The organism is Lacrimispora indolis DSM 755 (assembly GCF_000526995.1).
GTDB lineage: Bacteria > Bacillota > Clostridia > Lachnospirales > Lachnospiraceae > Lacrimispora > Lacrimispora indolis.
The window spans coordinates 473,093-497,696 of record NZ_AZUI01000001.1; the positions used below are offsets into that span (position 1 = coordinate 473,093).

A 24,604-nucleotide genomic window follows, 5' to 3' on the forward strand; every position below is an offset into this window, starting at 1 on the left:
GAACCTGCAAAAGCCTTTGCAAAAAAGACCGCTGCAAAAATAAGTGATTGCTTACCTATTTTTGCAGCGGCCCGCCTCATTTATATTGCTCTTGACAACAGGGTAGTATTGCTTTTCTTATTATTCACCTGATTAATAATGGCATATAACAGGAATCCCTGAGTAAACCAGGCCGTATAAGGCCTTTGCTTTATCCGGCGGAAGGTTGATACAGCCATGGCTTCCCTTTGTCTGATAGATATCCCCGCCGAACCTGTTTCTCCAGTTGGCGTCATGAAGACCGATTCCTCCGTTAAACGGCATCCAGTAATTCACATGGCTTTCATATTCGTAGGTGCCATCCGCTTGTTTCGCTCCCCGCAGGATCCGGTCTGTCTCCTTGTAGGAGAGGGTGAAAATACCTTCCGGAGTTGTGTGGTCTTTGGAAACATTTCCTGTCACACAGGGGGAATCCCATGCCAAAACACCATCCTTATACATGTAAACATGCTGGGCTGCCAGATCTATTTCAACAAAATTCCCGCCCCAGGCTTTGCTCCGTTCAGCTACTGTCTGAACATACTTTGGTTCCCTTTTCTGGCTTTGCCCGGACTGAATGAGAGAAGACAAAGCAGCTGTTTCTCCAGCCTGATCCACCTTTTGGCCATAGGAACCAGGAAGAAGATAGGCTTTTCCACCTGTGACGCGAAATGCCCGTTCCTTTCCTGCTGTATCATACTTATCTGCCAGAGACTTTATGTAAGCAGAGGTCTTATCTTCTCTTACGTTTATCACTTCTCCCGTCATCCCCGATATCCAGGAACAGATTTCCTCTCCTTTTAAGACCTCCGATTTATCTCCAAAGGTATAAGTGATTTCCATTTCCCTTACGCGGTTAAGAGCATCCCGCTGGGCAATCACTCCGGCATCCTCTGAGGTGACGGTTACGGTATCATAACAGCCTGATTCTTCTATGTTTATTTGGGTAAGCTCCTCATTTAACGCAGCCTTGACCACTGCTTCCAGTTTTTCAAGGTTCACGCTGTTTCCCTGCATTTCCGGAAGGATGGCAAAGGGAATTCCCTGCTGCCAGTCAGAGATCCGGGCATTCCTCGTAACCGTAATACCCTCTCCGCTTATGCAGGAGAGCGAATTCAGCTTTTCTTTTAACCTTCCTTCGTCATAGCTGACCGCTCCCTTTTGGGTATGGGAATTGTCGGCGGCAGGTCCTGCCACCCGCCCCGTGGCATTCTGTTCCTCCAGTACCGTCTGCAGCCCTTCTGTAAGAACCACCTGATAGCCGATTTCAGGGCCGCTGATAACCTCAGTTACGCCGTCCTTCTCCTGAATGGAGAGCTTATATTCCCTGCCATAAAAGCCTTCTATCTGTATCTTCGCTTCTTCAACCGTCATTCCTCCCACAAGGACACCGTTGATCCTGGTCCCCGGAACAAATTTTGAAGCGTCATCTGCCAGTGCAACTGTCGTCCCTGCCAGCATAAACAAAACTGCCAGGAGAACGCTCTTTCCCATCGTACCCGCATGATTTCTTTTCCTGATCATTCCTTAAATCCTTTTCTAAATATTATGGAAGTAATTCCACGTTTTCTAGGGTAACACGATTTTAAGGGAATCTCAAGAAAAATCATTCCCCATTTTTCTCAACTTTGGAGTAAAGAAACACACCGCCAATGGTGATCAGGCCTCCTGCAACCTGTAAAATGGCCGGAAACTCGGCAAAAAGGAAGACGGCAAATACAGCTGCCACTACCGGCTCACAAAGCTTGGAAGCCGATACAAAGGAGGGGGATAAATATTTTAAGCACCAGCTGAAAATGCTGTGTCCAAGCAGGGTAGAGAATACGGCCAGAAGAAGCCCAACCACCGCGGAGCTGATCCCATATCCAAAAAAAGGAATCCCTGCCCCTGCTGTAAAAATACAGAGCACCAATGCACAAAAGGCATAAACGATATAAGTGTAGGATGTTGTCGACATTCCCTTTCGCACTTCCCGACCGATAAGGGTATAAACAGCTGAAAATATGGCCGCTGCCAGTGCAAGCCCATCCCCTGACAAATGGTCCCCTCCTGCCGAATAATCAGAAAAGGCGATAAGCAGGCTGCCAAGTACGGTGACGGCAATGCTTCCAAGGGCTGCCTTTCCAATCCTGCCTTTTAAGAACACCACAAATCCCAAAGCCACCCAAATGACCTCGGTACAGACAATTGCCGTTGAGCTTGCCACAGAAGTCTGCTTTAAAGACTCAAACCAGGCAGTAAAATGAAGGGCCAGAAATATCCCGCTTACTGCACACAATGCCATGGTCTTTCTATCCGTCCGCTTCAGCTCCTCCCTGACCTGGGCTTTCCAAAATACCACCGGGGTCATAAGTCCCACTGTCCACAAAAGCCGGTATGCGGCCGTAACCACAGAAGGCGCCTGGGAATATTTGACAAAAATCGCAGAAAGGGAAATTCCTATAATTCCGATCACGATCATGACCATGGGATGCTTTTCAAGAACTTTCATTTTTCTTCTCCTTTGTTATCCTTGTCTCAATACATGCCCTCTGATTATAGCATCACTTCGGGTATTGTCAAAGCATTATGGGAAATAAAGAAAAACCTAGCTTCCGGGTTCATGTCACTTTTGTTATGCTTTATTTGTCGTTCATTCGGTATTACTATGGTTTTTTGCGGAATATTAAGAGCGTTTTCCTCCTATCATGCGATATATGTTATAATTTGACGCATTATCATTAGTTTTCATTTATGGTTTTGCAGATTTACTCTATTTTTCGCTTAAATGTTGAAATGATCCACCTTGTACTTCCATAGCTTTGAGCGGCAGCAACCGTGCTTACCAATTCCCAGCCCTGACGGCCTAATTCATTCAATTCCCTTTGGAATGCACCCTGGTCAACTTTACCTCCCAACATCCCTTTGGCATCAGTGAACAGAGTTTTATATTCAAATCCATCCATATTCTTACCTCCTGTTATTTTCTTCTTTTGCCCTGCAAACGTTTTATACAGTCCGCCCAAGAACCCGGCGGGTATCTGACGCCTGCATGGAACAGCAGCTTTTTTATATAATATCATGTTCTTCAAAACAAAAAAAGGGATATCAGGTTTTTAATCATTCCGTTTCCTGTCACACAAAAAATCCGCAGAGTCTCCTTTCTCTGCGGATTTTTATCTTCTTACTGATTGATCTTCATTCTTAGCCTTCCAGATATAAATGAATGGGATAAGACAGGTACCGGACATCGTCAAGCTTTTCAACCGTTACAAATCCTGCAGGGGCGTTCAGTATGGTTGGAATGCGGTTTACAATGGTCGCACAGGTATGCTCTACTGTAGCCGGTTTCTGAACGAAGAAGGTTGTATCAGGCTCTCCGATGATCTTCCAGTCGCACATGTCTCCGTCATCAGGGCCATAAACCTTGCCGATGCACTGGGTCTCAATGACCGGACCCTGGAAGGTTTCCGTGGTCACAACCGCGCTCATGCCAATGCAGTTGCCTTTGGGAATGGCAGCTCCAAGAGTTTCGGAATATAAGTCTTTATCATAGTAATAAGGAACGCATTTCTGTGTCTGGGATTTGATGGTCCAGCCCATTTTGCTGCACAGCGCTTCATTGGAGTTCCATACATAGGAAGGCTCCAGGGTAGTTGGATGGGCGATCTTCTCCTCAAATTCCTCAGGGGTAAGGCCTGCACCGTGAGCTTCTGCAAGGGCAAGGCCATAGTCTTCCACATTATAGCTGACCGCGCCTTCTATGCGGTCGATCCGGTGAACGCCGCCTGCCACACAGCCGATCATGTTGATCCAGTAAATATCCTGCATTCCGGCACCCACGATGGTACAGCCGTTTTCTTTTGCCAGAAGGTCTAAGCGGTTGGTAATGGCAGAAGCGGTTGTCCATGGATAAATGGCTTCCTCACAGGTTGTCACCACATTGACCCCTCTGGAAACGCATTTCTCAAAATGAGGATATACGTCATCCATGAAGCTGAACAGAGTCACTACGGCGATATCTGCATCGCATTCATCAAGAACCGCGTCAGCATCACTGCGGATGGGAACGCCGATCTTAAATCCAAGGCCGGCAAATTCGCCCACATCCATGCCTACCACATCAGGGTTCACATCAATGGCACCTACGATTTCAGCACCTTTTTCATATAAGTATCTTAAGATATACTTTGCCATTTTACCGCAGCCATACTGTACCACCCGGATCTTTTCGTAATTCATCATCATCGTCATCCTTTCCTTATAAGAACTTGTTTTGGAGTTTTGCTCCTGATGACTTCATTATAAAGGTTATAGACGGTATCAGGTCAATGGAGCAAAATCACCAAATATCAGGACATGCGGACCGGTACCTGAAGGCGCAGGAACATGCCCCTTTCCTTATAATCAAGAGGCATTTCCACAATGACTTCGCATATGTAATCCCCTGTCACCCTGTAATGATTTTCTTCTATTGCCGCAAGCAGGCGGTCCACGTATTCCTTTTCCTTGGAAAAGCGGTCACAGTATATACAAAGATAGGAACCTGACGGTATGATGGTTATCAGTTCTTCATCAACATATTCCTGGTCCACAAACACGAACACCTGGGTGGAATACAGGTTTCGTTTCATAAAGTTCTCACGCTTTAAAATGGTCCCGGCATTGGCAAAGTAAAACGGAGAGATGTTGCGGGATGCCATATCCTCCTTTAAACTGCGCAGAAGGCGCTCGTACTCATCGATTTCATAATCATAAAAATTTGTTTTCGTCTCTTTTACGTACATCCGGCGCTTTGGTATGTATTCCAGCACAATGGCCCCGTCCGGAGGAGCCGCCTCATAGCGTTCATAGCTGTCAAGAGTCCGTTCAATGGCCCGCTTTTGCAGATTAAGCTCCACAATCTTCTGATCAATGGCATCCCGGTTTTCTATAAGAAGCTGCTTCACCCGCCCCATATCCCATTTTTTCATATGGATACGGATCTCCTTTAGGGGCATCCCAAGGGCTTTCATGTACCGGATCATGTCTAACTGGGCGCTTTGGCGGATGTCGTAGTAGCGGTATCCGGTGTTCTCATCCCGGTACAGGGGAGAAAACAGCCCTTCCCGGTCATACAGCCTCAGTGTTTGTTCTGATATGCGGTTGATCTTAGCCATTTCTCCAATTGTCATTTTTTTAACATTAAAATTTGTCAATTTTATCATATCCATCAATCTCCGCAGAAAATCGTGGTGGTTACTGTCTTTATTATACAAAATAAACTTGATACTTACAATAATGTTTCTGATATTTTCTTCACATAGTTTAGATAAAAACAGAGGGCTTAAAACAAGCCCTCATAAATGGTCAAACGGATATTCGCAATCCGCTTCGCTACTTGATTTGGTTAAATTGCATCTGCCAGCGTACACGCCACAAAGTGATCCGGACGCAGCTCCTTAAGCTCAGGGTTCTTCTGCAGACAAAGGTCACAGGTGAAGTCACAGCGCTTGGAGAACCGGCACTCATCGGGTAAGTTTACCGGGGAGGTGATCTCTCCCTTAATCAGCTGTCGCTGCGGACGGTCCTTTCCCACTACCGGGTGTGGGACTGCTGCCAGCAGTGCTTTGGTGTAGGGGTGAATCGGTTCTGCAAACAAATCATCAGAGCTTGCCTTCTCCACCATCTGCCCCAGATACATGACTGCGATATCATCGGAAAAGTATTTTACTACGGACAAATCATGGGTAATGAAGATGTAGGAAAGGCCACGGTCCCTCTGAAGCTGCTTTAAAAGGTTCAGTATCTGTGCCTGAATTGATACATCCAGGGCGGATACAGGCTCATCACAGACAATGAGTTTGGGATTTACAGCCAGAGCACGGGCAATACCGATCCTCTGGCGTCTTCCGCCATCCAGCTCATGAGGATAGGAATTAACGTATCGGGATGAGAGGCCAACAATCTCCATCAGCTCCCGTGTATTTTTCTCAATGGCCGCTTTGCCGCAAACCAGTTTATGTTGGATCATTGGCTCACTGATGAGCTGTATGACGCTCTGTCTGGGATCCAGAGACGAAAAGGGATCCTGAAAGATTATCTGCATTTCCGTACGCAGCTTACGCATCTTTGCAGCGCCGTAAGAGGTGATGTCCTGGCCTTCAAAGGTAATCTTACCGGAGGATGGCGGGGTCAGCTTTAACAGGGTCCGTCCTGTGGTGGACTTGCCGCAGCCGGATTCCCCTACAATTCCCAAAGTCTTTCCATACTCCAGCTTAAAGCTGACACCGTCTACGGCATGAAGCTGTCCGGCCGGTGTATTAAAATATTTTGTCAGATTTTCAATTTCCAATACATATTTACTTCCCGGCATCCTCATACCTCCTGAGCTTGAAATTTTTATCCTCATAAGCCAGGCATGCCACAAAATGGGTGTCGCCAGCCGGTTTCAACTCCGGCTGTACCTGTAGGCAATGCTCTGCCATATAAGGACAGCGCTCTGCGAAAGAGCAGCCTTCCGGTAAGTTCATGGGATCAGGCATCATACCCTGAATGGGCTCCAGTTCCTCGCCCCGCTTTTTTAAGTTCGGCATGGAGTTAAATAATCCTTCCGTATATGGATGAAGGGTATGATTGAAAATTTCATCGGCAGTGCCTTTTTCCACCACCTTTCCTGCGTAGATAACCGCCACTTCATCACAGATTTCGGCCACAACGCCAAGATCGTGAGTGATTAACAGCATAGACATCTCGTATTGTCTGATCAGCCCCTTCATCAGTTCCAGTACCTGTGCCTGGATCGTCACATCCAGGGCTGTAGTCGGCTCATCGGCAATCAACAGTTTCGGATTACAAGCCAGGGCAATTGCGATGACCACACGCTGCCTCATACCTCCCGAGAACTGATGGGGATAGTCACAGGCGCGGCTCTCTGCAATGCCGACCATCTTAAGCATTTCTTTCGCCCGCTCCATGGCTCCTTCTTCGGAGATGTTTTCATGCAGTATAATACTCTCTGCGATCTGCTCACCAATGGTCATAACCGGATTCAAGGCAGTCATAGGATCCTGGAAGATCATGGCAACATCGTTGCCCCGCATTTTTTCCAGCTCCTTGGGACTCTTCTTCAGCACATCATCACCATCCAGCATAATGACACCGTCCCGAATAACCCCCGGCGGATTCGGCACCAGATTTAAAATAGAAAGAGCGGTAGTAGTCTTTCCCGCGCCGGTCTCACCCACCAGACCCAGGGTTTTTTTCTTGCCAAGCTGCAGATCAAGGCCGCTTACCGCCCGTACACAGCCGTCATCTGTTTCATAATTGATAACCAGGTTCTTAATATCTAATATAATATCGTTCATACTCATCACCTACTTTTTCAGTTTTGGATCCAGCGCATCCCGCAGCCCGTCGCCTAAAAGATTTAAAGCCAGTACCGTAAACATAATGGCAAGCCCCGGTATTACACAGATATAACTGGAATTTCGGATAAAGTTACGCCCCTCGGAAAGCATTGCTCCCCACTCCGGTGCCGGGCTTGGAATGCCGATACCCAGGAAGCTTAAGGAAGAGGCGGCTATGATGGTAGTTCCGATGGAAAGGGTAATCTGAACAATGATAGGGGAAAGACAGTTGGGAAGGATGTGCTTTGCGATAACCTTCCAGGTGGGAAGCCCCATAGCATAGGCTGCCTCCACATATTCCTGTCCCCGGATGGTCATAACGGAAGCACGGGCGATTCTTGTGAATGCCGTGGCAACCGTCACACACAGAGCCAGCAACAGATTCACCGTACTGGTTCCGAACAGGGACACAATAACAACTGCAATCATAATATTTGGCACTGCATACAGAATATCGTTTGTTCTCATAACTACCTGATCGATCATGCCGCCGTAATATCCGGCTAAAGCGCCGCAGATCACACCCACCACCAGACCGATGGCCACGCTGCCAACACCAATTACCAGGCTGTAGCGGGCTCCGTACAAAACTCTGGCGAAAATGTCACGTCCCAGGTTGTCGGTGCCGAACCAGTGCTGCGCATTGGCCGGCTGAAGCTTTAATGCGGGGTTAATTCCAATCACTTCCGTGTCATAATCAAAGATAAAACCGCTGGCAATGGCAACCCCGACCAGCAGCACCAGAAAACCAAGACCGATCATGGCACCTTTGTTTTTCTTAAGCCGCCTCCAGACCTCCTGGGCCTGGGAACGGCTTTTTACAGTCTCTGCTGCCATGATATCACCTCTTTTTTATATACTGCGCCTTGATACGCGGGTCAAAAAATGCATATACTACGTCCACCAGTACGTTTACGATACTCATGAGGACGCAGGACATGATAATAGCCCCGGTTACCATCGGCGTGTCACGTTTGGAAATAGAATCAAAAATCAGCCTTCCGACCCCAGGCCATGCAAATACAGTCTCAGCCAGTACAGATCCGGTCAAAACGTTGCTCAGCTGCATACCCACTACGGTGATAATCGGGATCAGGGCATTTTTCAAACCGTGTCTGAGGATCACCCGTTTCTCATCCGCCCCTTTCGCCCTGGCAGTGCGCATATAATCCTGACGGAGCACGTCCAGCATGGAAGAGCGTGTGGTCCGGGTAATCAGTGCTGCAAGTCCCATGCCAACTGTCACGGCAGGGAGAATCAGGGACAGCGGACCACTACGGCCGCTGGATGGCAGCCAGCCCAGCTTTAGTGAAAACAAAAGCATGAGCATGAGCCCAAGCCAGAAGTTTGGCATGGAAACACCGAAAAGTGCAAACACCATCCCAAGATTATCCTTCCAGGTATTCTGGCGTATGGCAGTATAAATGCCAAGAGGGATTGCGATCAGCACTGACACGAAAACAGAGGCGCAGGCCAGCTGCATGGTGGCCGGCAGCCTTTGTATGTAAGCCTGGAAAACATCCTTTTTTGTTACATAGGAGGTGCCCAGATCGCCCTTCAGCATTCCGCCCATGTACTTAAAATAGCGAATAACAAACGGATCATTAAGCCCCAGTTCTTCCCGGATCATCTCGATCTGAGCCTCTGACGCATTGTCAGGGGCCAGAGCGAGGACCGGATCTCCTCCCGTCATGTTCATGGCGGAGTAGATCAGAAACGACGTTATCAGGATCACCGGGATCATGAGAAGCAGTCTGTTTAATAAATATCGTCCCATAAGCAAACCTCTTCTATTCTGTCACGTAAGCGAATCTCCAATCGTGGTTTCCGCCGCCATATAGGCAGGTGTCCTGCAGATTCTTATTGTAGGCAATGATTAAATTCTTAATGTACAGCGGAACCTGCGGGACTGCTTCAACCAGGTATTTCTGCAGCTCTTTGGAGTATTCCAGGCGCTTATCCTGATCTTTTTCAGTCAGAATTAAGTCGGTCAGCTCATCAGCCCTCGGATCGGAGTAATGATGATAATTGCTGCCGGAACCGGTGTAGTATAAGTCCCGATATACGAAATCAACCTTGCTGTCCTCGTTCCATCTCCACAAATACAGGCCTTGGCTACCATTTACACACTCGGTCTTCAGTGTGGCCGGCTCCACGGTCTGGATTTCAATATCCATACCGATTACTTTTAGGTTCGCCTGAATCAACTGAGCTACCTGGCCGTAATCGCTCTCGTTGGAGATAAGTAATGGTATTTTGCCGCCTGGGGTATAGCCGCTCTCAGCCAATGCGGCCTTTGCAGCATTCACATCATAGGGATGACCTTCCATGTCATCAAAAAAGCTCCACAGGCCACGGTTTAAAATAGTAGTCTGAGACTGTCCCTTCCCCATCAGAACCACATCAATGATAGATTCCCGGTCAATCGCATGTGCCACCGCCTGTCTTACTTTTAAGTTGTCCCACGGAAGCCTTGTTACGTTGAAGCCAAGATAGAACAGACGGGTACCGGGTCTCTCAAATACGGTTACGTTTTCATCAGCTTCCAGATCCGGCAGGTTGTCCATGGACGGATCGATACAGACATCAATTTCACCGTTTTGAAGGGCAATGGCCCTGGTAGAAGCTTCCTTGATCGGACGGAAGGTAATGCGGTCGGACCCCCCTTTCTTGTCCCCCCAATAGTTCTCATTCCTTACGAAGGTTACTTGCTCATCTGGTTCCCACTTATCCAGTTTGTACGGACCGGAACCGATTAAGTAGGGCTCGTCCATACCGCTCTCATAAGCTGCTTTGGACTGAATGCTCACAGGAACAGAGGCAAGAGACTGTAAGAACTCGTTTGAGTAACTGTCAATAACCAACTCAACGGTCAGTGAGTCGATAACATTGACTTCAACAAGTCCCTTTAATACGCTGAGCCCATTTTGAAGGCCCATATCATAAGTGAACTTAACATCCTCCGCGGTCAGCGGGGAGCCGTCGGAGAAGCACATGTTATCATATAGTTTAAACTCGATGTGGGTGTCGTCTTTAAACTCCCAGCCTGTGCACAGACGCGGCTCAATCGTACCTTCATTTGTGAAGAAAATCAGAGTTTCGTGAGTGAGCTTCAATACAATGTTGTTGGTAGCATCCTGCTGTTTCTGTAAATCCAGGTTGTTGATATCGGCGGCGGTTCCGATAATCAGTTCCTCTTTTCGGGCAGGGGCACCGGCCTCAGACTGGGCCTGGCTCTCTGTCTTGCTGGTATTGGCGCTTTCTCCGCAGCCTGTAAGAACAAACATTGTAAGACTTACAGTAAACAGTAAATTAATCCATTTTTTCATTTTTTCCTCCTGTTATTCCTTTTACATATGTGTATATTCTACAAAATTCTATCACATATGTTGATTTTATTGTTGACTTTATAATAAAATAAATTTATGGCGATCATGTGGCATTTTACGTTCAAATTTGTGAACTTTATGTCAAAAAAGACATGAAAATGCCATAAATTCATATTATAGTGGTAATAGAAAGGGAGGTACATGAATGACAACAATACTGATCTGTGACGATAACCGGCAACTTGTTTCCGTTCTGACCGAGTACTGTGTCAGGGAGGGTTACACAGTACACAGGGCTCATGATGGACAGCAGGCCCTTGAAATATATGAAAGAGAGGATATTGATCTGGTTCTTTTGGACATCATGATGCCGATCAAGGATGGTTTTGAAGTGTGCCGGCAGATCCGCAGCAGTTCCACTATCCCCATTATCATGATCACGGCACGGGGAGAGGACTTTGAGAAGATCATGGGACTGGATATCGGTGCCGACGATTATATTGTAAAGCCCTTTTCACCGGGCGAGGTGATGGCCAGGATACGTGCCATTATGCGGCGTATTGATCAGGCTTCGGGAAATCTGCAGCAGAAGCAGTTATTCATGTATGACAATTTAAAGATCTCCTTGGACAACCTTACGGTGACGGTAAATGAATTCCCTGTCAACCTGACAAAGAAGGAGATTGAACTTCTCTGGCTGATGGCCACCCACCGTAACAGGGTATATACCCGAAACAATCTGTTGGATCTGGTGTGGGGCGTGGATTACTTTGGTGACCCGCGCACCATAGATACCCATATTAAGCGGCTCCGTTACAAGCTGTCTGATATCAGCCATCCCAACTGGCAGATCAAGACGGTCTGGGGCTCCGGCTATAAATTTGAGATCAGGCAGGACCGGTGATAAAATGAAACAAAAACTAACCGCCCAGATCCTTCTCTATTTTACCGCAGCACTTGTTCTGATGTGCAGTACGGTAGGAGGCATTTTTCTGATTATTTATACCAGAACTACAGTGCTTAATTATCGGTCAGGCTTTATACAGAAAACAGAGGCCATCGCGCATTCCCTATGCGTGTATTTTGAGCAGGAGTTACCGGAGAATTATCCGATTGAGACGGGGCTTAAAGAGCAGATGAAGCAGAACAACTTAAGACTTGGAATTTATCTGGATTTCATAGATAACATTGCCCTAAGCAACCTTTGGATCGTGGACAGCGCCACACAGACGATCCACGTGGAATTTGGCAAATACAATATTACCTATTCCTCCATTCCCGCAGAAGTGCGGTCACTCATTGACCAGGCCATGAAGGGAGAAACCTCTGTCAGTGAACGGTGGTCCGATCGGATGCTGGAGAAAAACTTCATTATTGCTTCCCCAGTGAAGTTCTCTGATGGCAGGACAGTAGCGGTGGTGGTCATCCATGCCCGCACCGGAGACATGTTTTCCACAATTCTGGAAGCCGGCTGGGTGCTGGCCGGGAGTATGCTCATCGCTCTGCTGGTGCTGATCATACCGTGTCTCAAGTTCTCACGTACCATTGTAAATCCGCTGAAATGTATGGTAGAAATTACCGTAAGGATGACCAAAGGCGATTATACGGCAAAGACCGGTGTAAAACGCCAGGATGAGCTTGGAATCCTTGCCAATAACATGGACATACTTTCGGTACGGCTTAAAGAAGCGGACAGGCAGCAGGCGGAGCTGGAACAATTGCGCAAGACTTATATTTCCAATATCTCCCATGAATTACGTACCCCGGTTGCGGTGATCCGCAGTTCTTTGGAAGCGCTCTGTGATGGGATTGTGACAGGACAGGAGCAGGTACAGAAATACTATAAGGAGATGCTGACAGAAAGCGTTCATATGAACCGGATGGTCAATGACCTTTTGGAACTGTCCCGATTGCAAAATCCCAGCTATCATATAGAAAAACAGCAAATTGACTTTATGATGGTCGTAGAGGATGCGGTCCGTACCTTAAGGCACATCGCACATAATGGGGGACATATCATAGAATTAAATACACAGGACGGTGAAATATTTCCTTTCTGGGGGGATTATGGCAGATTGCGTCAGATGCTGGTAACCGTGTTGGATAACGCCGTCAAGTTTTCGCTGCCAGGAGAGTCAATTGGAGTGTCAGTCACCATTGACGCCAATAACTGCACTGCAATCATCAGCAACAGAGGGATCGGCATACAGGAAAAGGATCTGCCTCATGTGTTTGAGGAGTATTATATGTCCATTGGGGAAAACAACCGGACGGGAACCGGTCTTGGTCTGGCAATTGCGAAACGGATCGCAGACCGCCATAACATCAACATCCAGGTTACTTCAGTGCCCGGTGAGAAAACTTCTTTTATCTTCCGGATCCCCTGGCAGAAATAATCTGATTCCATCATACAAAAAAGCCGGCATTAGGCCGGCTGGAAAGGAACTGACGCTCCATCTTTTAAGGGACTTTGGCCCTGTTACATCATATCTAATTTAGTATGATTCTAAAACCGGACAAATTAATCTGCGCATTGGAGTGTTTTCCATTAAAATAACCTTTTACCATCTGAAATATTTATATCAAATCCATTCGCCACACTGGTTTGCTTATATGGATTTATCTGATCCACCACTCCGTCATGTCTAAATAATGAGCCTGTGTTTTTAAACCAAAATGTTATATTTGCTTTTACGCATTGGTCACGGATATTAAGTATCCAATCATAATCACATACACGGGCTTCTCGCCCTGTTTCACCACCAACTGTAACATGATCTACTCCATGAAGATAAGGTGTTAAATCTATGGCTTCTAAAAGTGGCGCACAGGCTATAAAGCGCCGTTTTATGGGATAGGATAAAAATAATGGAAGTCTATAGTCCGCCAGTTCTTGACTTTCCACAGTACACCCGATATTTACATTGTCATATCCTGCTCCCCAATCCAACGGAAGCGACACAAGGAATCGGTCAATTCGTTTTGTTAGAATCAAAAATTCTATATCTGCTCTTTCCCGAATCATAGCCCAAACTTCTTTCCGCCATTCATCAGCCTCAGGAAGGAAGAAATCAGTTGCAAAACAAGTTGCAAGAATTTTGTCTCCTTTTATTCTATATTCGCCTTTTGCATTTGTCTTTAAAGGCCAATCGAATTTATCTGTCTTTTGAATACTGCTTTGGCCGTAGCGTTTTGCGTGCGGTCCATAGAAATAACAATGTGTACAGCCATCACTTATTTTATAACAGCCTGTCCATGGTTCCCAATTCATAGATTTCCTCCTTACAAATGTTCCTGTCATCCCATATATTCTAGGCAATTAAAACGACGGCTTTATTTTACCAAATCCGCCATGTATTTATATATCAAAGCACAATTCATACTGTTTCACAGCTTCAACTGTTTGCAAGCTCTTCCTGACTCAGGCGCGTTATTTGATATAAACCACAGGACGAAAGCTGAATAAGCAGCAGAATCCCATAGTGATTGGATTCCATTCCTAACAAAACAGGTGTCATAGAGGCTCCCCAAAGCTCCGCAATTACAGCGTTTCCATCAAATGCAAGCGACAATGTTCCGCAAGCATCAGGCATGAGCGTATATTGATCTATAAATGTATCTCTCTCTGGAAAAACAATGTTGTAATAGAGAATATATTTTCTCATACTTATATGTGAGGGAAACATATTGAATTGCTTGTTATTATTGATAATCAAATCATTTCCCCCTCATTTTTTATAGCGGATATAACGTTGTTGGTAACTATTTCTGCCTGTGTTTTTTTAATCGATTTTTTAATATTAAATCCACGCTGTTTATATTATATGACCAGTTGTTAAACACATCAAGGGCGCTGTTCAAAATGCATTTTCCGTCTTTCCTGCTTTTTTACAGTCTGAGCGGTCGTTTCAAAAGCCCGCAAAGTTTCATCCCCCTTCCAAATGCCTTATAATCTCCTTCTTATATCCAAAGAATTCCTCTGAAATATTAAAATCCTTTCTCCTTGGTTTCGGTTCCCTGATGATGATCTCTTTCGTGATCCGTCCCGGAGATCCGGTCAGAAGGCATATGCGGTCTGACAGAAGGATCGCTTCGTCAATATCGTGAGTGATAAAAAGAGTGGAAAGGTGAATGTCTTCCATCACCTTTAAATACCATTCATGCACTCCCCGCTTTGTCAGCATGTCAAGAGCGGAAAAAGGCTCATCAAGAAGAGCCACGGAATTAGAAAACAAGTAAGTTCTTAGAAGAGCCGCCCTCTGCCTCATGCCGCCGGACAGCTGGGAGGGATACTGCCTTTCCGTCCCCTCTAAGCCAAACAGCTTAAAATATTCTCCTGCCTTTTCTCTGGCTTCCTTTTTCTTCATACCTTTAATGAGAAGGGGAAGGGCCACATTGTCCACAATGGTACGGTAAGGCAGCAAAAGGTCCTTTTGCAGCATATAGCTGACAAGTCCCGGCTTTCCGGTGATCTCTTCTCCATCCAGATACACATGCCCCTCATCGGGCAGGGAAAGACCGGCAATGATGTGAAACAGGGTGGTCTTCCCCCCTCCGCTGACTCCCAGAAGGGATACCAGCTCCCCTTCCTTAAGCTCTAAGGATACTCCTTTTAAAACAGTCTTGCTATCAAAGGATTTTGTTATGCCTTCCGCCTTTAACTGTGCCATGAGGCCCTCCTGAACGTTTTATTTCTGAAAGCAATGAGCCGGATGCAGGGATGAATCCATTCCTGCATCTGGCGAATGGATTCCGCAAAAGTCAAATCACCCGCAGCTTACTGGGGCAGATAATCGTTTGTAAATCCGGTATTTTCCGGAAGCTGAGGATCTGAAAGGCCGTTTTCATTCAGCCAGTTATAAAACCGGTTCCACCGCACCGGATCAATATATCCCCATACATCCACATCAGCCTGATACCGGTCCGCTAAGTATTTCTGGCTTTCCATCACCAGCTTTTCATCAAGCTCCGGCGCTGCCTTAAGCAAGATGCCGGCTGCCTCTTCCGGATCCTTTTGCGCGTCCTCATATCCCTTGCTTAAAGCGTTTAAAAAGGCCCTTGCAGTCTCCGGCTCTTCCTTTAGGAATTCATTTCCGGCTATTACCACCGGCGTATAATAATCAAACACCGGATTCAAATCTGCAAACTCAAAGTAATTTGTATCAAGGCCTTCCACTTCCATCTTTACGCCAGCCCATGCATAAAATATCCATATGGCATCCACTGTCTTTGACTTTAACGCGGAAACTTCATCCGTAACGGTACTTGGAACCAGCTGCACCTTGGAAAAGTCTCCTCCGTCAGCCTCTGCCACGTCCTTGATCATGGCTTTTTCCACGGGAAGATCCCAGGTGGCGTATTTCTTTCCTTCCATTCCTTTCGGAGATTCCATTCCCTCTCCTTTTCTGGAAATAATGCCGGAGGTATTATGCTGGATAACAGCTGCCACCGCTGTGATGGGAAGGGCATTTTCCCCCACCAGAGCCGGAGCCATGGAGTCCTGGAAGGACATACCAAACTGGGCCTTTCCTGAGGCCACCAGCACCTCAGCCCCATCCTCCGGCGGCTGGACGATTTCCACCTCAAGTCCTGCGTCTTTAAAGTATCCCTTTTCCTGTGCCACATAAAGCCCGGTATGATTGGTGTTTGGAGTCCAATCCAGAACAAAGGTCACCTTTTTCAAATTCGGTGTTTCTTCATTCACCGCCTGTTTACCCTTTCCTCCACAGGCAGTAAGGGATGCCGCTAAAATTGCTGCCATAAAAATCATCAAACCTGTTTTTTTCATCATTTCCTCTTTCCTGCCCTGTTATTTGGGCATAAAGGTATACCCGAAGGGTGTTTCCTCTTTCCTTTCACTCTTCCCATGGCATGCATTTCTTTGAAAGCATGTCCACGCCTTTCATGAGAAGAAGGCTGACTGCGGATATGAGAAAGATGACCGCAAACATCTTATCAAAAGCAAAAGATTTTTTCACCCTGGTCATATAAACACCCAGTCCGCCAAAGCCTCCCAGCCATTCAGAGATGACAGCTCCCACCACCGCGTAGGAGACTGATATTCTGAGGCTGGCAAAAAACTGCCCCATGGCCCCAGGAAGCTTGATATAGCAGAATATCTTCAGTCTTCCCGCTCCCATGGATCTTAAAAGGTTTACTGCATCAGGATTTACCGATTTAAATCCTGTAAGCAGGCCCACTGTAATTGGAAAAAATGTGGTCAGCACGATCAGGATCACCTTTGGAGCCGTTCCATAGCCGAACCACAACACCAGAAGAGGTGCAATGGCCACCGTCGGAACTGTCTGGGTCAGGACGATCAGGGGATAAAAGGCCTGATAAAGTCCGGTAAAGTGATCCATGATCACTGCGATCACAAAGCCGGTCCCCACTCCCAGAAAAAGCCCTAAAAATGCCTCAAGAAGGGTGATCCCCCCATGGAAGGCCAGAACCGGAAATTCCGTTATAAAGGCCCTTCCAACGCTTATGGGAGAGGGAAGGAGATAACCGTCCACAAGACCAAGAGCGGTTATCAGCTGCCACAAAATCAAAAGCCCGAGGACCGCTGACCAGGACCAGAGCCTACTTGTGATGTTTTGTGACTTTCTTTTCAATGGTAAGTACCTCCCCTTCCGGCCGGTAGGTGACTTTGATATACGCGGCAACAGAGGGAGCACCTGCCTTGACGGCGATGTGCTGACATTCCTTAACAATGTCCATCAGTTCATCATAATCCCCTTCAATGGCGGTTTCAAAAGGTCCTACATAATAGTTCAGTCCTGTGCTTTTGATATAATCGATCACCTGGTCAACAATGCGGATCAGCTCCTCATCATTCTTTGCCTCAGGCAATGTCTGGATTGCTACGCTTGCATTCATGTCTTTTCTCTCCTTTTATCGTTTATAGAAACCAAAAACCCGTCCGGATATCCGGGCGGGTGAACAGGCATGGCCTGAAGGCTTCCTACGCTGGCATTATCCAGATCAGGTTACAGGGTTTCAAGCAATTCTGCTTTATCTCAGCCGGACTTTCTCCAGCACCCCTTTCAGTTTTCATTGCAAGTATACATCAGGGAAACGTGAATGTCAATCCCGGCTTCCTAAGACAGCAGATTCTGCATGCTGCTTAAACTGATCCCCAGAGTGGAGGTATTATGAAGCAGCGCCGATACGGTTGGGGGCATGACCCCTCCCACTCCCAGAAGAATAAGGCCCGTATTAAAGCCCACAATGCTCCGGTAATTTTTATGGATCCGCTTCATTAAGCTGTCGCTTAACAGCTTCAAGGTAACGATTTCATAAAGATTGTCCGCCGCAATGGTGATATCCGCAATTTCCCTGGCGATCTCAGCACCGTCACTGATGGCAATCCCCACATCCGCTGCAGAAAGGGCAGGCGAATCATTGATCCCGTCCCCCACCATGATAACCACATTTCCTGATTCCTTTTCCCGCTCTATAAAACGGGCTTTTTCCTCAGGGAGGACCTCTGAATAATATTCATCCACGCCTACTCTGGCGGCAACCGCCGCTGCGGTCCGCTCGCTGTCTCCCGTCATCATGACCGTTTTCCATATCCCTGCCTTTTTAAGAGAATTTACCACTGCCGCGGCCTCCTCCCGAAGTGGATCTTCAATGCAGATCACTGCCGAAAGCTTCTGGTCAACAGCAAGATAAAGGTGAGAGCAATCCTCTGGCAGGCTTTCAAATTTTTCCTGATAAGCCTCATCCACCTTGCAGCCTTCATCCTCAAAGATAAAATGATGGCTTCCAATGACCACCTTTCTGCCGTTTATGGACGAAGCAATGCCGTGTGCCACGATATACTCCACCTTGGAATGCATTTCCTCATGCTCCAGCCCTTTGTTTCTGGCAGCCGTCACCACTGCCTTTGCCATGGAGTGGGGAAAATGTTCTTCTAAGCAGGCTGCGATCCGGAGCATTTCCTCCGGACTCTCTTCTCCAAAGGTCACCACTTCCTTCACTGTCGGCCTTGCTTTTGTAAGAGTTCCGGTTTTATCAAAGACAATGGTCACAGCCTCTGCCACTGCCTCCAAATATTTTCCTCCCTTAACGGTAATGTGGTACATTCCTGCCTCCCGGATGGCTGAGAGGACAGAGATGGGCATGGCCAGCTTTAACGCACAGGAAAAGTCCACCATCAGTACGGAAAGTGCCCTTGTCACGTTTCCAGTAAACAGCCAGGTAAGGCCCGTCCCCATAAGAGTATAAGGCACCAGTTTATCAGCCAGATGACCGGCCTTGCTTTCCAGGGAAGATTTCAGCTTTTCTGATTCTTCAATCATGGTAACGATCTTTTCAAACCGGGTGGAACCGGAAACCTCCCGGACCTTAATGGTCAGTTCTCCTTCCTCCACCACGGTCCCGGCATACACATATCCGTCCTCCTCCTTTTTCACCGGAAGAGCTTCCCCTGTTAAGGAAGCCTGATTCACCATGGCTTCCCCGGAAACCACGGCTCCGTCAAAGGGAATGACATTTCCCATATGCACCACTACCTCATCCCCAGGTACAATGGAGGCGGCTTCCACCAGAACTTCCTGTCCGCCGCTTAAAAGCCAGACCCTGCCCACATTTAAAGACATGCTTCTGGCCAGATCTCCAACGGATTTTTTATGGGTCCATTCCTCTAAAAGCTCCCCGATCCCAAGCAGGAACATGACAGAACCTGCTGTTTCCAATTCTCCCCGCACCACAGATACACCGATGGCAACGGCATCTAAGACCGCCACTTCAAGCTTTCTTTTTAGAAGGGACTTGATTCCCCTGATAATATATTTCAAGGACTGGAACCCGATATGGAACATCCTTAAGGGTCCGGGAATGAAAAGCTTCCTTGCCACGCGCATCACCACTCTGCCCACAAGCTTCTCCTGATACATGGCATTCAGCTCACGTCCGGAATGTTCGATCACTCCTGCAGGCACTTTGACAGAATCATATTGAAAACATTTTAAGGCTTCCAGAATTTCCGCTCTGGTGCCAGCGTAGGAGATGACCGCATCTCCGGTGCGCTCATAGACTTTCACTCCGGTCACATTTTTCAAGCTGTGAAGGTAATACAACAAAGTATCGGCTTCCCGGCAGGTCATTCGCGGCTGGGAAAGGCGGACCCGGAGCCTTCCTGATATTTCATGTTTAATGATAAATTTCACATCTGATCCTCCCTACAGAAAACGGGGCCCTTCTCTTCTTCGGCCCCGCTCTCCCATTTTCTTTTGTTCTCTATTAATCCTCGCCACTGCTATCTCCTGCAGTTTCCGCTTCCTCTGCAGCCTCAGCTTCCTTTGCGGTCCGCTCTTCATTGATCTGCTTTGCTTCCGCAAGGATATCCTCTGCGTTTTCCTGAACCAGGGTGGCCGTTTTCATCACACAGTCCTTTGCCCGCAAAACAGCTGCTGTGCAATTAGTGTAGACCTTTTTCGCATCCTTACTGGAAAGAAGCTTGACTCCCGCTGTTCCAAAGAGCACGCCTCCGGCAAAGATTCCTGCCTTTTTAAGCTTTAAAATATCCCACATCTCTCGTATCCTCCTCTGTACTTCCAGATTTTCCCTTTTGTAGTTTCATCATATCAAGCATGCTTTCGCCAGTCAAACATAATTCCATTTATTGATAAAATTTATCAATTATCGACGGTTTTTGTCACCTGATCCCAATGTTTTAATGCCAACGCCCCGATCACCGGATCGTACATCACTCCCAGATTCTTTTCAATTTCTTCATAGCAGTGATCCATGGAATAAGCGCTCCGGTATCCCCGGTCCGATGTCATGGCATCAATGGAATCGCAGATGGCTATAATCCTTGCTCCCAAAGGGATCTCCTCTCCCTTAAGACCTTCCGGATATCCTTTTCCGTCAAAGCGTTCATGATGATACAGGACAATATCCTTCAGTTCCTTTAAATGACGGGACTTGCTTAAAATATCAGCTCCTATTCCGGGATGCCTTTTCATGGCCGCCCACTCTTCTTCGGAAAGCTTTTCCGGCTTATTTAAAACGCAATCAGGAATCCCGATTTTTCCAATGTCATGAAGGTGGGCGGCTATATGTATCTTCTCTATTTCCTTTTTATCAAGCCCTAAAAACTCAGAAAGGGCCAGCGCCATATCGCTCACCCTTTGAGAATGCCCCGCGGTATAGGGGTCTTTGGCATCCAATGCACTCACAATGCATTCGATGATTTCATGATAATCAACGCTGCCTGAACATAATTCTAATTCTGGTCCGCTATCCATACTCTCTATACTCGTTCCTTTAGTTAGTCAATGCTAACTCCATATTAAATGCAATCAGCATTCTCACATTCACAGGGCCTTACTATAATAGAAGATATTTTCTGACCATCTAAATATCCGCAGGCAGTAAGCCCTGCCTGAACCACCTGGTTCCAGTTCTTGGCGGAAAGCTGATAAGTGGTCTCATCGTCTAAAACCACTGTACACGCCTCCTCCATGGGACAGGTATCCGAATAAACGATCTTATACATGTTTTTCCGGCTGATGGCCCCGATTTCTTCCAGGATGTTGACCATCCGGTAGACGGTCGCAGCGCCGATGGTTTCATCCACACCTGATGCTTTATAATAAATCTCCTTACAGCTGGAACATTCATGCTCCAGTATGACATCCAGCAGCGTACAGCGCTGCTTTGTGATCCTGCATCCTCTTTCCTTTAACTTCTCAATGATCAGCTCTTTCTGCATTTTTGTCCTGTGATAGCTTCTGGCGTCAGGCATTTTTCTTTTCTCATTGATGTTCGTTTGTTTCTCCACTTGCGCGCCTCCGTTTACAGGTATTTTTAAGACTTATACAGCTTTTTCCTTATTATTGCCTACGCTTTTTGGGCATAAAGGGATACCCGAAGGGTGTTTCCTTCTCTCGCCCAGGTTAATGGCAATGTCCACCGCAATTTTTGCATTCTCCGCCGCACTGAATGGATTTCCCGCTCTTTTTGTCACGGATCATGCTTTTTACTGCCAATGCCACCGCTCCGGCAACAACAACTAAAACAACCAGTGTTCCCATAAAGTACCTCCTTATATTTTGAGCCTGCAGGTAAGTTGCAGGCTCCCAGCTGTGGCCGGAGCTTATTTCGCTCCTGCCACACTGCTTAAATGAATGTTTGATGTGTTCTCTTCCTTTGACGGTCTTACCAGCAGGTAAATAAATCCTGCGATCAAGGCAAAGGCAACGACTGTAAAGATTCCAAAAGTTCCTGTTGTCAACAGAGTTCCGATCTGGTAAACACAGAGGGATACCACATAAGCCAGAAGAGTCTGATATCCAACGGCAAACCAGAACCATTTAGTATTGTTCATCTCTCTCTTGATAGCGCCCATAGCAGCAAAGCAGGGAGCGCACAAAAGGTTAAACACCAGGAAGGAGTAAGCGGCAACAGATGTCATGCTTCCTGCCAGGGTTCCCCAGATTTCAGAGCCATCCTCAGCCACTTCCGCAAATCCGAAAAGAATGCCGAAGGTGCCCACTACGTTTTCCTTGGCTACCAATCCGGTGAGGGCAGCTACTGCAGATTTCCAGTCACCCCAGCCAAGTGGTGCAAAGATCCAGCTGATACTGCTCCCCAGCAATGCCAGGATGCTGTGATCAAGCTGCTCGCTCTCCAGCATCTGGAACTGTCCGTCTATCCAGCCAAAGAAAGAAGCAAACCATACAACGATGGTGGAAAGCAAAATGATTGTACCTGCTTTCTTAATAAAGGACCAGCCTCTTTCCCACATACTTCTTAAGATATTTCCAACGGTTGGCATATGGTATGCAGGAAGTTCCATAACAAAGGGAGCCGGGTCACCTGCAAACATCTTTGTCTTCTTTAATATGATACCGGAGCAGATGATAGCTGCCACGCCTACGAAATAAGAACTGGGAGCTACCCACCAGGCTCCTCCGAACAATGCACCGGCGATCAAAGCGATGATGGGAAGCTTTGCACCGCAGGGGATAAAGGTGGTTGTCATGATGGTCATTTTACGGTCACGGTCATTTTCAATGGTACGGGAAGCCATAATACCTGGCACGCCACAGCCGCTTCCGATCAGCATCGGAATAAAGGATTTACCGGAAAGACCGAATTTACGGAAAATACGATCCATGATGAAGGCAACTCTTGCCATATAGCCGCAAGACTCCAAAAATGCCAGGAAGATGAACAGCACCAGCATCTGAGGCACAAAACCAAGAACAGCGCCGACACCGGCCACGATTCCGTCAAGAATCAGCCCCTGGAGCCAGTCTGCACAGCCAACAGCAGTTAAGATTCCTTCTACCACTACAGGTACGCCGGGAATGTCTAAGCCAAAGAAGGAAAAGCCTTCGCCGAATACTCCGTCATTGGCCCAGTCTGTTGCCCAGGTACCAATGGTTGTAACAGAAACATAGTACACGATGTACATAACTACCGCAAAGATAGGCAGAGCAAGAAAACGGTTTGTAACAATCCGGTCGATCTTGTCAGATACCGTCAGCTTTTCTGTTTTATTGCGGGTAAAGCATTCATGAATAATGGAGGAAATATATACGTAACGCTCGTTGGTGATGATGCTTTCCGTATCGTCATCCATTTCCTTCTCGATCCGGCTGATCTCTTCCGATACATCCGGCACATGCTTCATCTGGGTCTGGATCTTATTATCCTTTTCCAGAAGCTTGATGGCAAAGAAGCGCTTCTGCTCTTCCGGGATCTCATTTCCCAGTTTATCTTCAATGGAATCCAGAACAGATTCCACTTCCTGTGCGAATTTATGGACTGGAACCGCTTTGCTTTTCTGATTCGCCAAAGCTACGGCCTTTTTTGCCGCCTCCTGGATTCCGGTTCCCTTTAATGCGGAAATTTCCACCACTTCACAGCCCAGCTTCTGGCTCAACTTCTGGATATGTATCTTGTCTCCGTTTTTCTCAACAATATCCATCATGTTGACTGCCATGATCACAGGAATACCCAATTCCATAAGCTGAGTGGACAAATATAAGTTACGCTCAATGTTGGTTCCATCCACGATGTTCAAAATCGCATCCGGACGCTCTGTGATCAGATAATTTCTGGCCACCACTTCTTCCAGGGTATAGGGAGAAAGGGAATAAATGCCGGGAAGGTCCATGATGATCACATCCTTATGGCCTTTCAGCTTTCCTTCTTTCTTCTCTACCGTTACGCCCGGCCAGTTCCCCACAAACTGATTGGAGCCGGTTAGCGCGTTAAACAGCGTTGTCTTTCCGCAGTTCGGATTACCTGCTAATGCAATCTTAATTGACATACTCTACCTCTTTCTGCCTGTCAGCACCTAAATTATCCGGTATTAGTCATACCTAACTCATTTGCAAAATTACTCCACAAGAATCATTTCCGCATCCGCTTTCCGCAGGGATAACTCATATCCTCTTACGGTCACTTCAACCGGATCACCAAGGGGAGCTACCTTTCTCACAAAAACATCTACTCCTTTTGTGATTCCCATGTCCATGATCCGTCTCTTGACCGGGCCTTCCCCGCTAAGCTTTGTTACCTTAACTGTTTTTCCGCATGGAACTTCCTTTAATGTCATTGTCTTTTTCTCCTTCTCTATTCCACCAGGATCTTATTGGCCATATCCTTTCCAATCGCCACTCTGGAATCCTTTACATTTACGATCATATTTCCGCCCATTTCAGAAACAACAGTTACGACTCCTCCGGACACAAAGCCCAGATTCTCCAAAAAACGTCTTGTTTCTTCCTTGCCGCCCACCTTACGGATTACGTTGGGTTCCCCTGTTTTCACCATTGTCAAAGGCATCATCCATCATCTTCTTTCTTTTTATTGTTCATGCTTTTCAGGCAGGGCTCCCGCTTTACCGGGAGTAAAGGGATACCT

General features: G+C 46.9%; 26 protein-coding genes and 1 riboswitch. Of the genes, 2 read left to right on the forward strand and 24 right to left on the reverse strand.

Annotated features, from left to right (window positions below; translation table 11 throughout):
- Window positions 1–132: 132 nt before the first annotated feature.
- From K401_RS0102265 to K401_RS0102315, 10 genes are all read right to left on the reverse strand, one after another.
- Complete coding sequence (locus K401_RS0102265; RefSeq protein ID WP_024291447.1) at window positions 133–1,542, reverse strand: L,D-transpeptidase family protein; 1,410 nt, start codon at window positions 1,540–1,542, stop codon at window positions 133–135.
- Between the two features lie 82 nt (window positions 1,543–1,624).
- Window positions 1,625–2,509, reverse strand: a complete 885-nt coding sequence (locus K401_RS0102270; protein WP_024291448.1) for a DMT family transporter — start codon at window positions 2,507–2,509, stop codon at window positions 1,625–1,627.
- A gap of 256 nt (window positions 2,510–2,765) precedes the next feature.
- Complete coding sequence (locus K401_RS0102275; RefSeq protein WP_024291449.1) at window positions 2,766–2,963, reverse strand: DUF4177 domain-containing protein; 198 nt, start codon at window positions 2,961–2,963, stop codon at window positions 2,766–2,768.
- Window positions 2,964–3,201: 238 nt separating this feature from the next.
- Window positions 3,202–4,242, reverse strand: a complete 1,041-nt coding sequence (locus tag K401_RS0102285; protein WP_024291450.1) for an NAD(P)H-dependent amine dehydrogenase family protein — start codon at window positions 4,240–4,242, stop codon at window positions 3,202–3,204.
- 107 nt (window positions 4,243–4,349) lie between these two features.
- A complete protein-coding gene (locus K401_RS0102290; RefSeq protein ID WP_024291451.1) occupies window positions 4,350–5,204 on the reverse strand; it encodes a MerR family transcriptional regulator in 855 nt (284 codons plus the stop codon).
- Window positions 5,205–5,386: 182 nt separating this feature from the next.
- Window positions 5,387–6,352, reverse strand: a complete 966-nt coding sequence (locus K401_RS0102295; protein WP_024291452.1) for an ABC transporter ATP-binding protein — start codon at window positions 6,350–6,352, stop codon at window positions 5,387–5,389.
- Entirely contained in the window at window positions 6,339–7,349 is a 1,011-nt protein-coding gene (locus K401_RS33360) for an ABC transporter ATP-binding protein (RefSeq protein WP_024291453.1), read from the reverse strand. Before K401_RS33360 ends, K401_RS0102295 begins: the two co-directional genes overlap by 14 nt.
- Before the next feature lie 3 nt (window positions 7,350–7,352).
- Window positions 7,353–8,222: an ABC transporter permease gene (locus K401_RS33365; RefSeq protein WP_024291454.1), complete on the reverse strand. Its 870-nt coding sequence runs from the start codon at window positions 8,220–8,222 to the stop codon at window positions 7,353–7,355.
- A gap of 4 nt (window positions 8,223–8,226) precedes the next feature.
- Entirely contained in the window at window positions 8,227–9,162 is a 936-nt protein-coding gene (locus tag K401_RS0102310; RefSeq protein ID WP_024291455.1) for an ABC transporter permease, read from the reverse strand.
- A 13-nt stretch (window positions 9,163–9,175) separates the two neighbouring features.
- Complete coding sequence (locus K401_RS0102315) at window positions 9,176–10,714, reverse strand: ABC transporter substrate-binding protein (protein ID WP_024291456.1); 1,539 nt, start codon at window positions 10,712–10,714, stop codon at window positions 9,176–9,178.
- Window positions 10,715–10,919: 205 nt separating this feature from the next.
- Here K401_RS0102315 and K401_RS0102320 point away from each other — a divergent pair, with 205 nt between their 5' ends.
- Both K401_RS0102320 and K401_RS0102325 read left to right on the forward strand, forming a co-directional pair.
- Complete coding sequence (locus tag K401_RS0102320) at window positions 10,920–11,618, forward strand: response regulator transcription factor (protein WP_024291457.1); 699 nt, start codon at window positions 10,920–10,922, stop codon at window positions 11,616–11,618.
- A gap of 4 nt (window positions 11,619–11,622) precedes the next feature.
- Entirely contained in the window at window positions 11,623–13,110 is a 1,488-nt protein-coding gene (locus K401_RS0102325; RefSeq protein WP_024291458.1) for a HAMP domain-containing sensor histidine kinase, read from the forward strand.
- 152 nt (window positions 13,111–13,262) lie between these two features.
- Here the strand turns inward: K401_RS0102325 and K401_RS0102330 are convergent, their stop codons facing one another.
- The 14 genes from K401_RS0102330 to K401_RS0102395 form a co-directional block, all read right to left on the reverse strand.
- On the reverse strand, window positions 13,263–13,985 hold the full coding sequence (locus tag K401_RS0102330) for a DUF5131 family protein (RefSeq protein ID WP_024291459.1): 723 nt from the start codon (window positions 13,983–13,985) through the stop codon (window positions 13,263–13,265).
- A 124-nt stretch (window positions 13,986–14,109) separates the two neighbouring features.
- On the reverse strand, window positions 14,110–14,430 hold the full coding sequence (locus K401_RS0102335; RefSeq protein ID WP_024291460.1) for a hypothetical protein: 321 nt from the start codon (window positions 14,428–14,430) through the stop codon (window positions 14,110–14,112).
- A 210-nt stretch (window positions 14,431–14,640) separates the two neighbouring features.
- A complete protein-coding gene (locus tag K401_RS0102340) occupies window positions 14,641–15,384 on the reverse strand; it encodes an ABC transporter ATP-binding protein (RefSeq protein ID WP_024291461.1) in 744 nt (247 codons plus the stop codon).
- A gap of 107 nt (window positions 15,385–15,491) precedes the next feature.
- Entirely contained in the window at window positions 15,492–16,502 is a 1,011-nt protein-coding gene (locus tag K401_RS0102345) for an ABC transporter substrate-binding protein (protein ID WP_024291462.1), read from the reverse strand.
- 67 nt (window positions 16,503–16,569) lie between these two features.
- Window positions 16,570–17,328 (reverse strand): ABC transporter permease, encoded by a 759-nt coding sequence (locus K401_RS0102350; RefSeq protein WP_024291463.1) that lies wholly within the window; start codon window positions 17,326–17,328, stop codon window positions 16,570–16,572.
- On the reverse strand, window positions 17,297–17,593 hold the full coding sequence (locus tag K401_RS0102355) for a thiamine-binding protein (RefSeq protein ID WP_024291464.1): 297 nt from the start codon (window positions 17,591–17,593) through the stop codon (window positions 17,297–17,299). The genes K401_RS0102350 and K401_RS0102355 overlap by 32 nt, the downstream gene beginning before the upstream one ends.
- Window positions 17,594–17,658: 65 nt before the next feature.
- A riboswitch (TPP riboswitch) is annotated at window positions 17,659–17,769 on the reverse strand.
- A gap of 45 nt (window positions 17,770–17,814) precedes the next feature.
- Entirely contained in the window at window positions 17,815–19,890 is a 2,076-nt protein-coding gene (locus K401_RS0102360) for a heavy metal translocating P-type ATPase (RefSeq protein WP_024291465.1), read from the reverse strand.
- Between the two features lie 73 nt (window positions 19,891–19,963).
- Window positions 19,964–20,254: a DUF6110 family protein gene (locus K401_RS0102365; RefSeq protein WP_024291466.1), complete on the reverse strand. Its 291-nt coding sequence runs from the start codon at window positions 20,252–20,254 to the stop codon at window positions 19,964–19,966.
- A gap of 104 nt (window positions 20,255–20,358) precedes the next feature.
- Window positions 20,359–20,973, reverse strand: a complete 615-nt coding sequence (locus K401_RS0102370; RefSeq protein ID WP_024291467.1) for an HD-GYP domain-containing protein — start codon at window positions 20,971–20,973, stop codon at window positions 20,359–20,361.
- A 44-nt stretch (window positions 20,974–21,017) separates the two neighbouring features.
- The gene (locus tag K401_RS0102375) at window positions 21,018–21,473 is read right to left on the reverse strand and encodes a transcriptional repressor (RefSeq protein ID WP_027352209.1); all 456 of its coding nucleotides are present in this window, start codon (window positions 21,471–21,473) and stop codon (window positions 21,018–21,020) included.
- A 151-nt stretch (window positions 21,474–21,624) separates the two neighbouring features.
- A complete protein-coding gene (locus tag K401_RS30935) occupies window positions 21,625–21,762 on the reverse strand; it encodes a FeoB-associated Cys-rich membrane protein (protein WP_034620006.1) in 138 nt (45 codons plus the stop codon).
- Window positions 21,763–21,824: 62 nt separating this feature from the next.
- On the reverse strand, window positions 21,825–24,008 hold the full coding sequence (feoB, locus tag K401_RS0102385) for a ferrous iron transport protein B (RefSeq protein WP_024291469.1): 2,184 nt from the start codon (window positions 24,006–24,008) through the stop codon (window positions 21,825–21,827).
- Between the two features lie 69 nt (window positions 24,009–24,077).
- Window positions 24,078–24,296 (reverse strand): FeoA family protein, encoded by a 219-nt coding sequence (locus K401_RS0102390; protein ID WP_024291470.1) that lies wholly within the window; start codon window positions 24,294–24,296, stop codon window positions 24,078–24,080.
- Window positions 24,297–24,313: 17 nt separating this feature from the next.
- Window positions 24,314–24,529: a FeoA family protein gene (locus K401_RS0102395; RefSeq protein WP_024291471.1), complete on the reverse strand. Its 216-nt coding sequence runs from the start codon at window positions 24,527–24,529 to the stop codon at window positions 24,314–24,316.
- Window positions 24,530–24,604 lie beyond the last annotated feature (75 nt).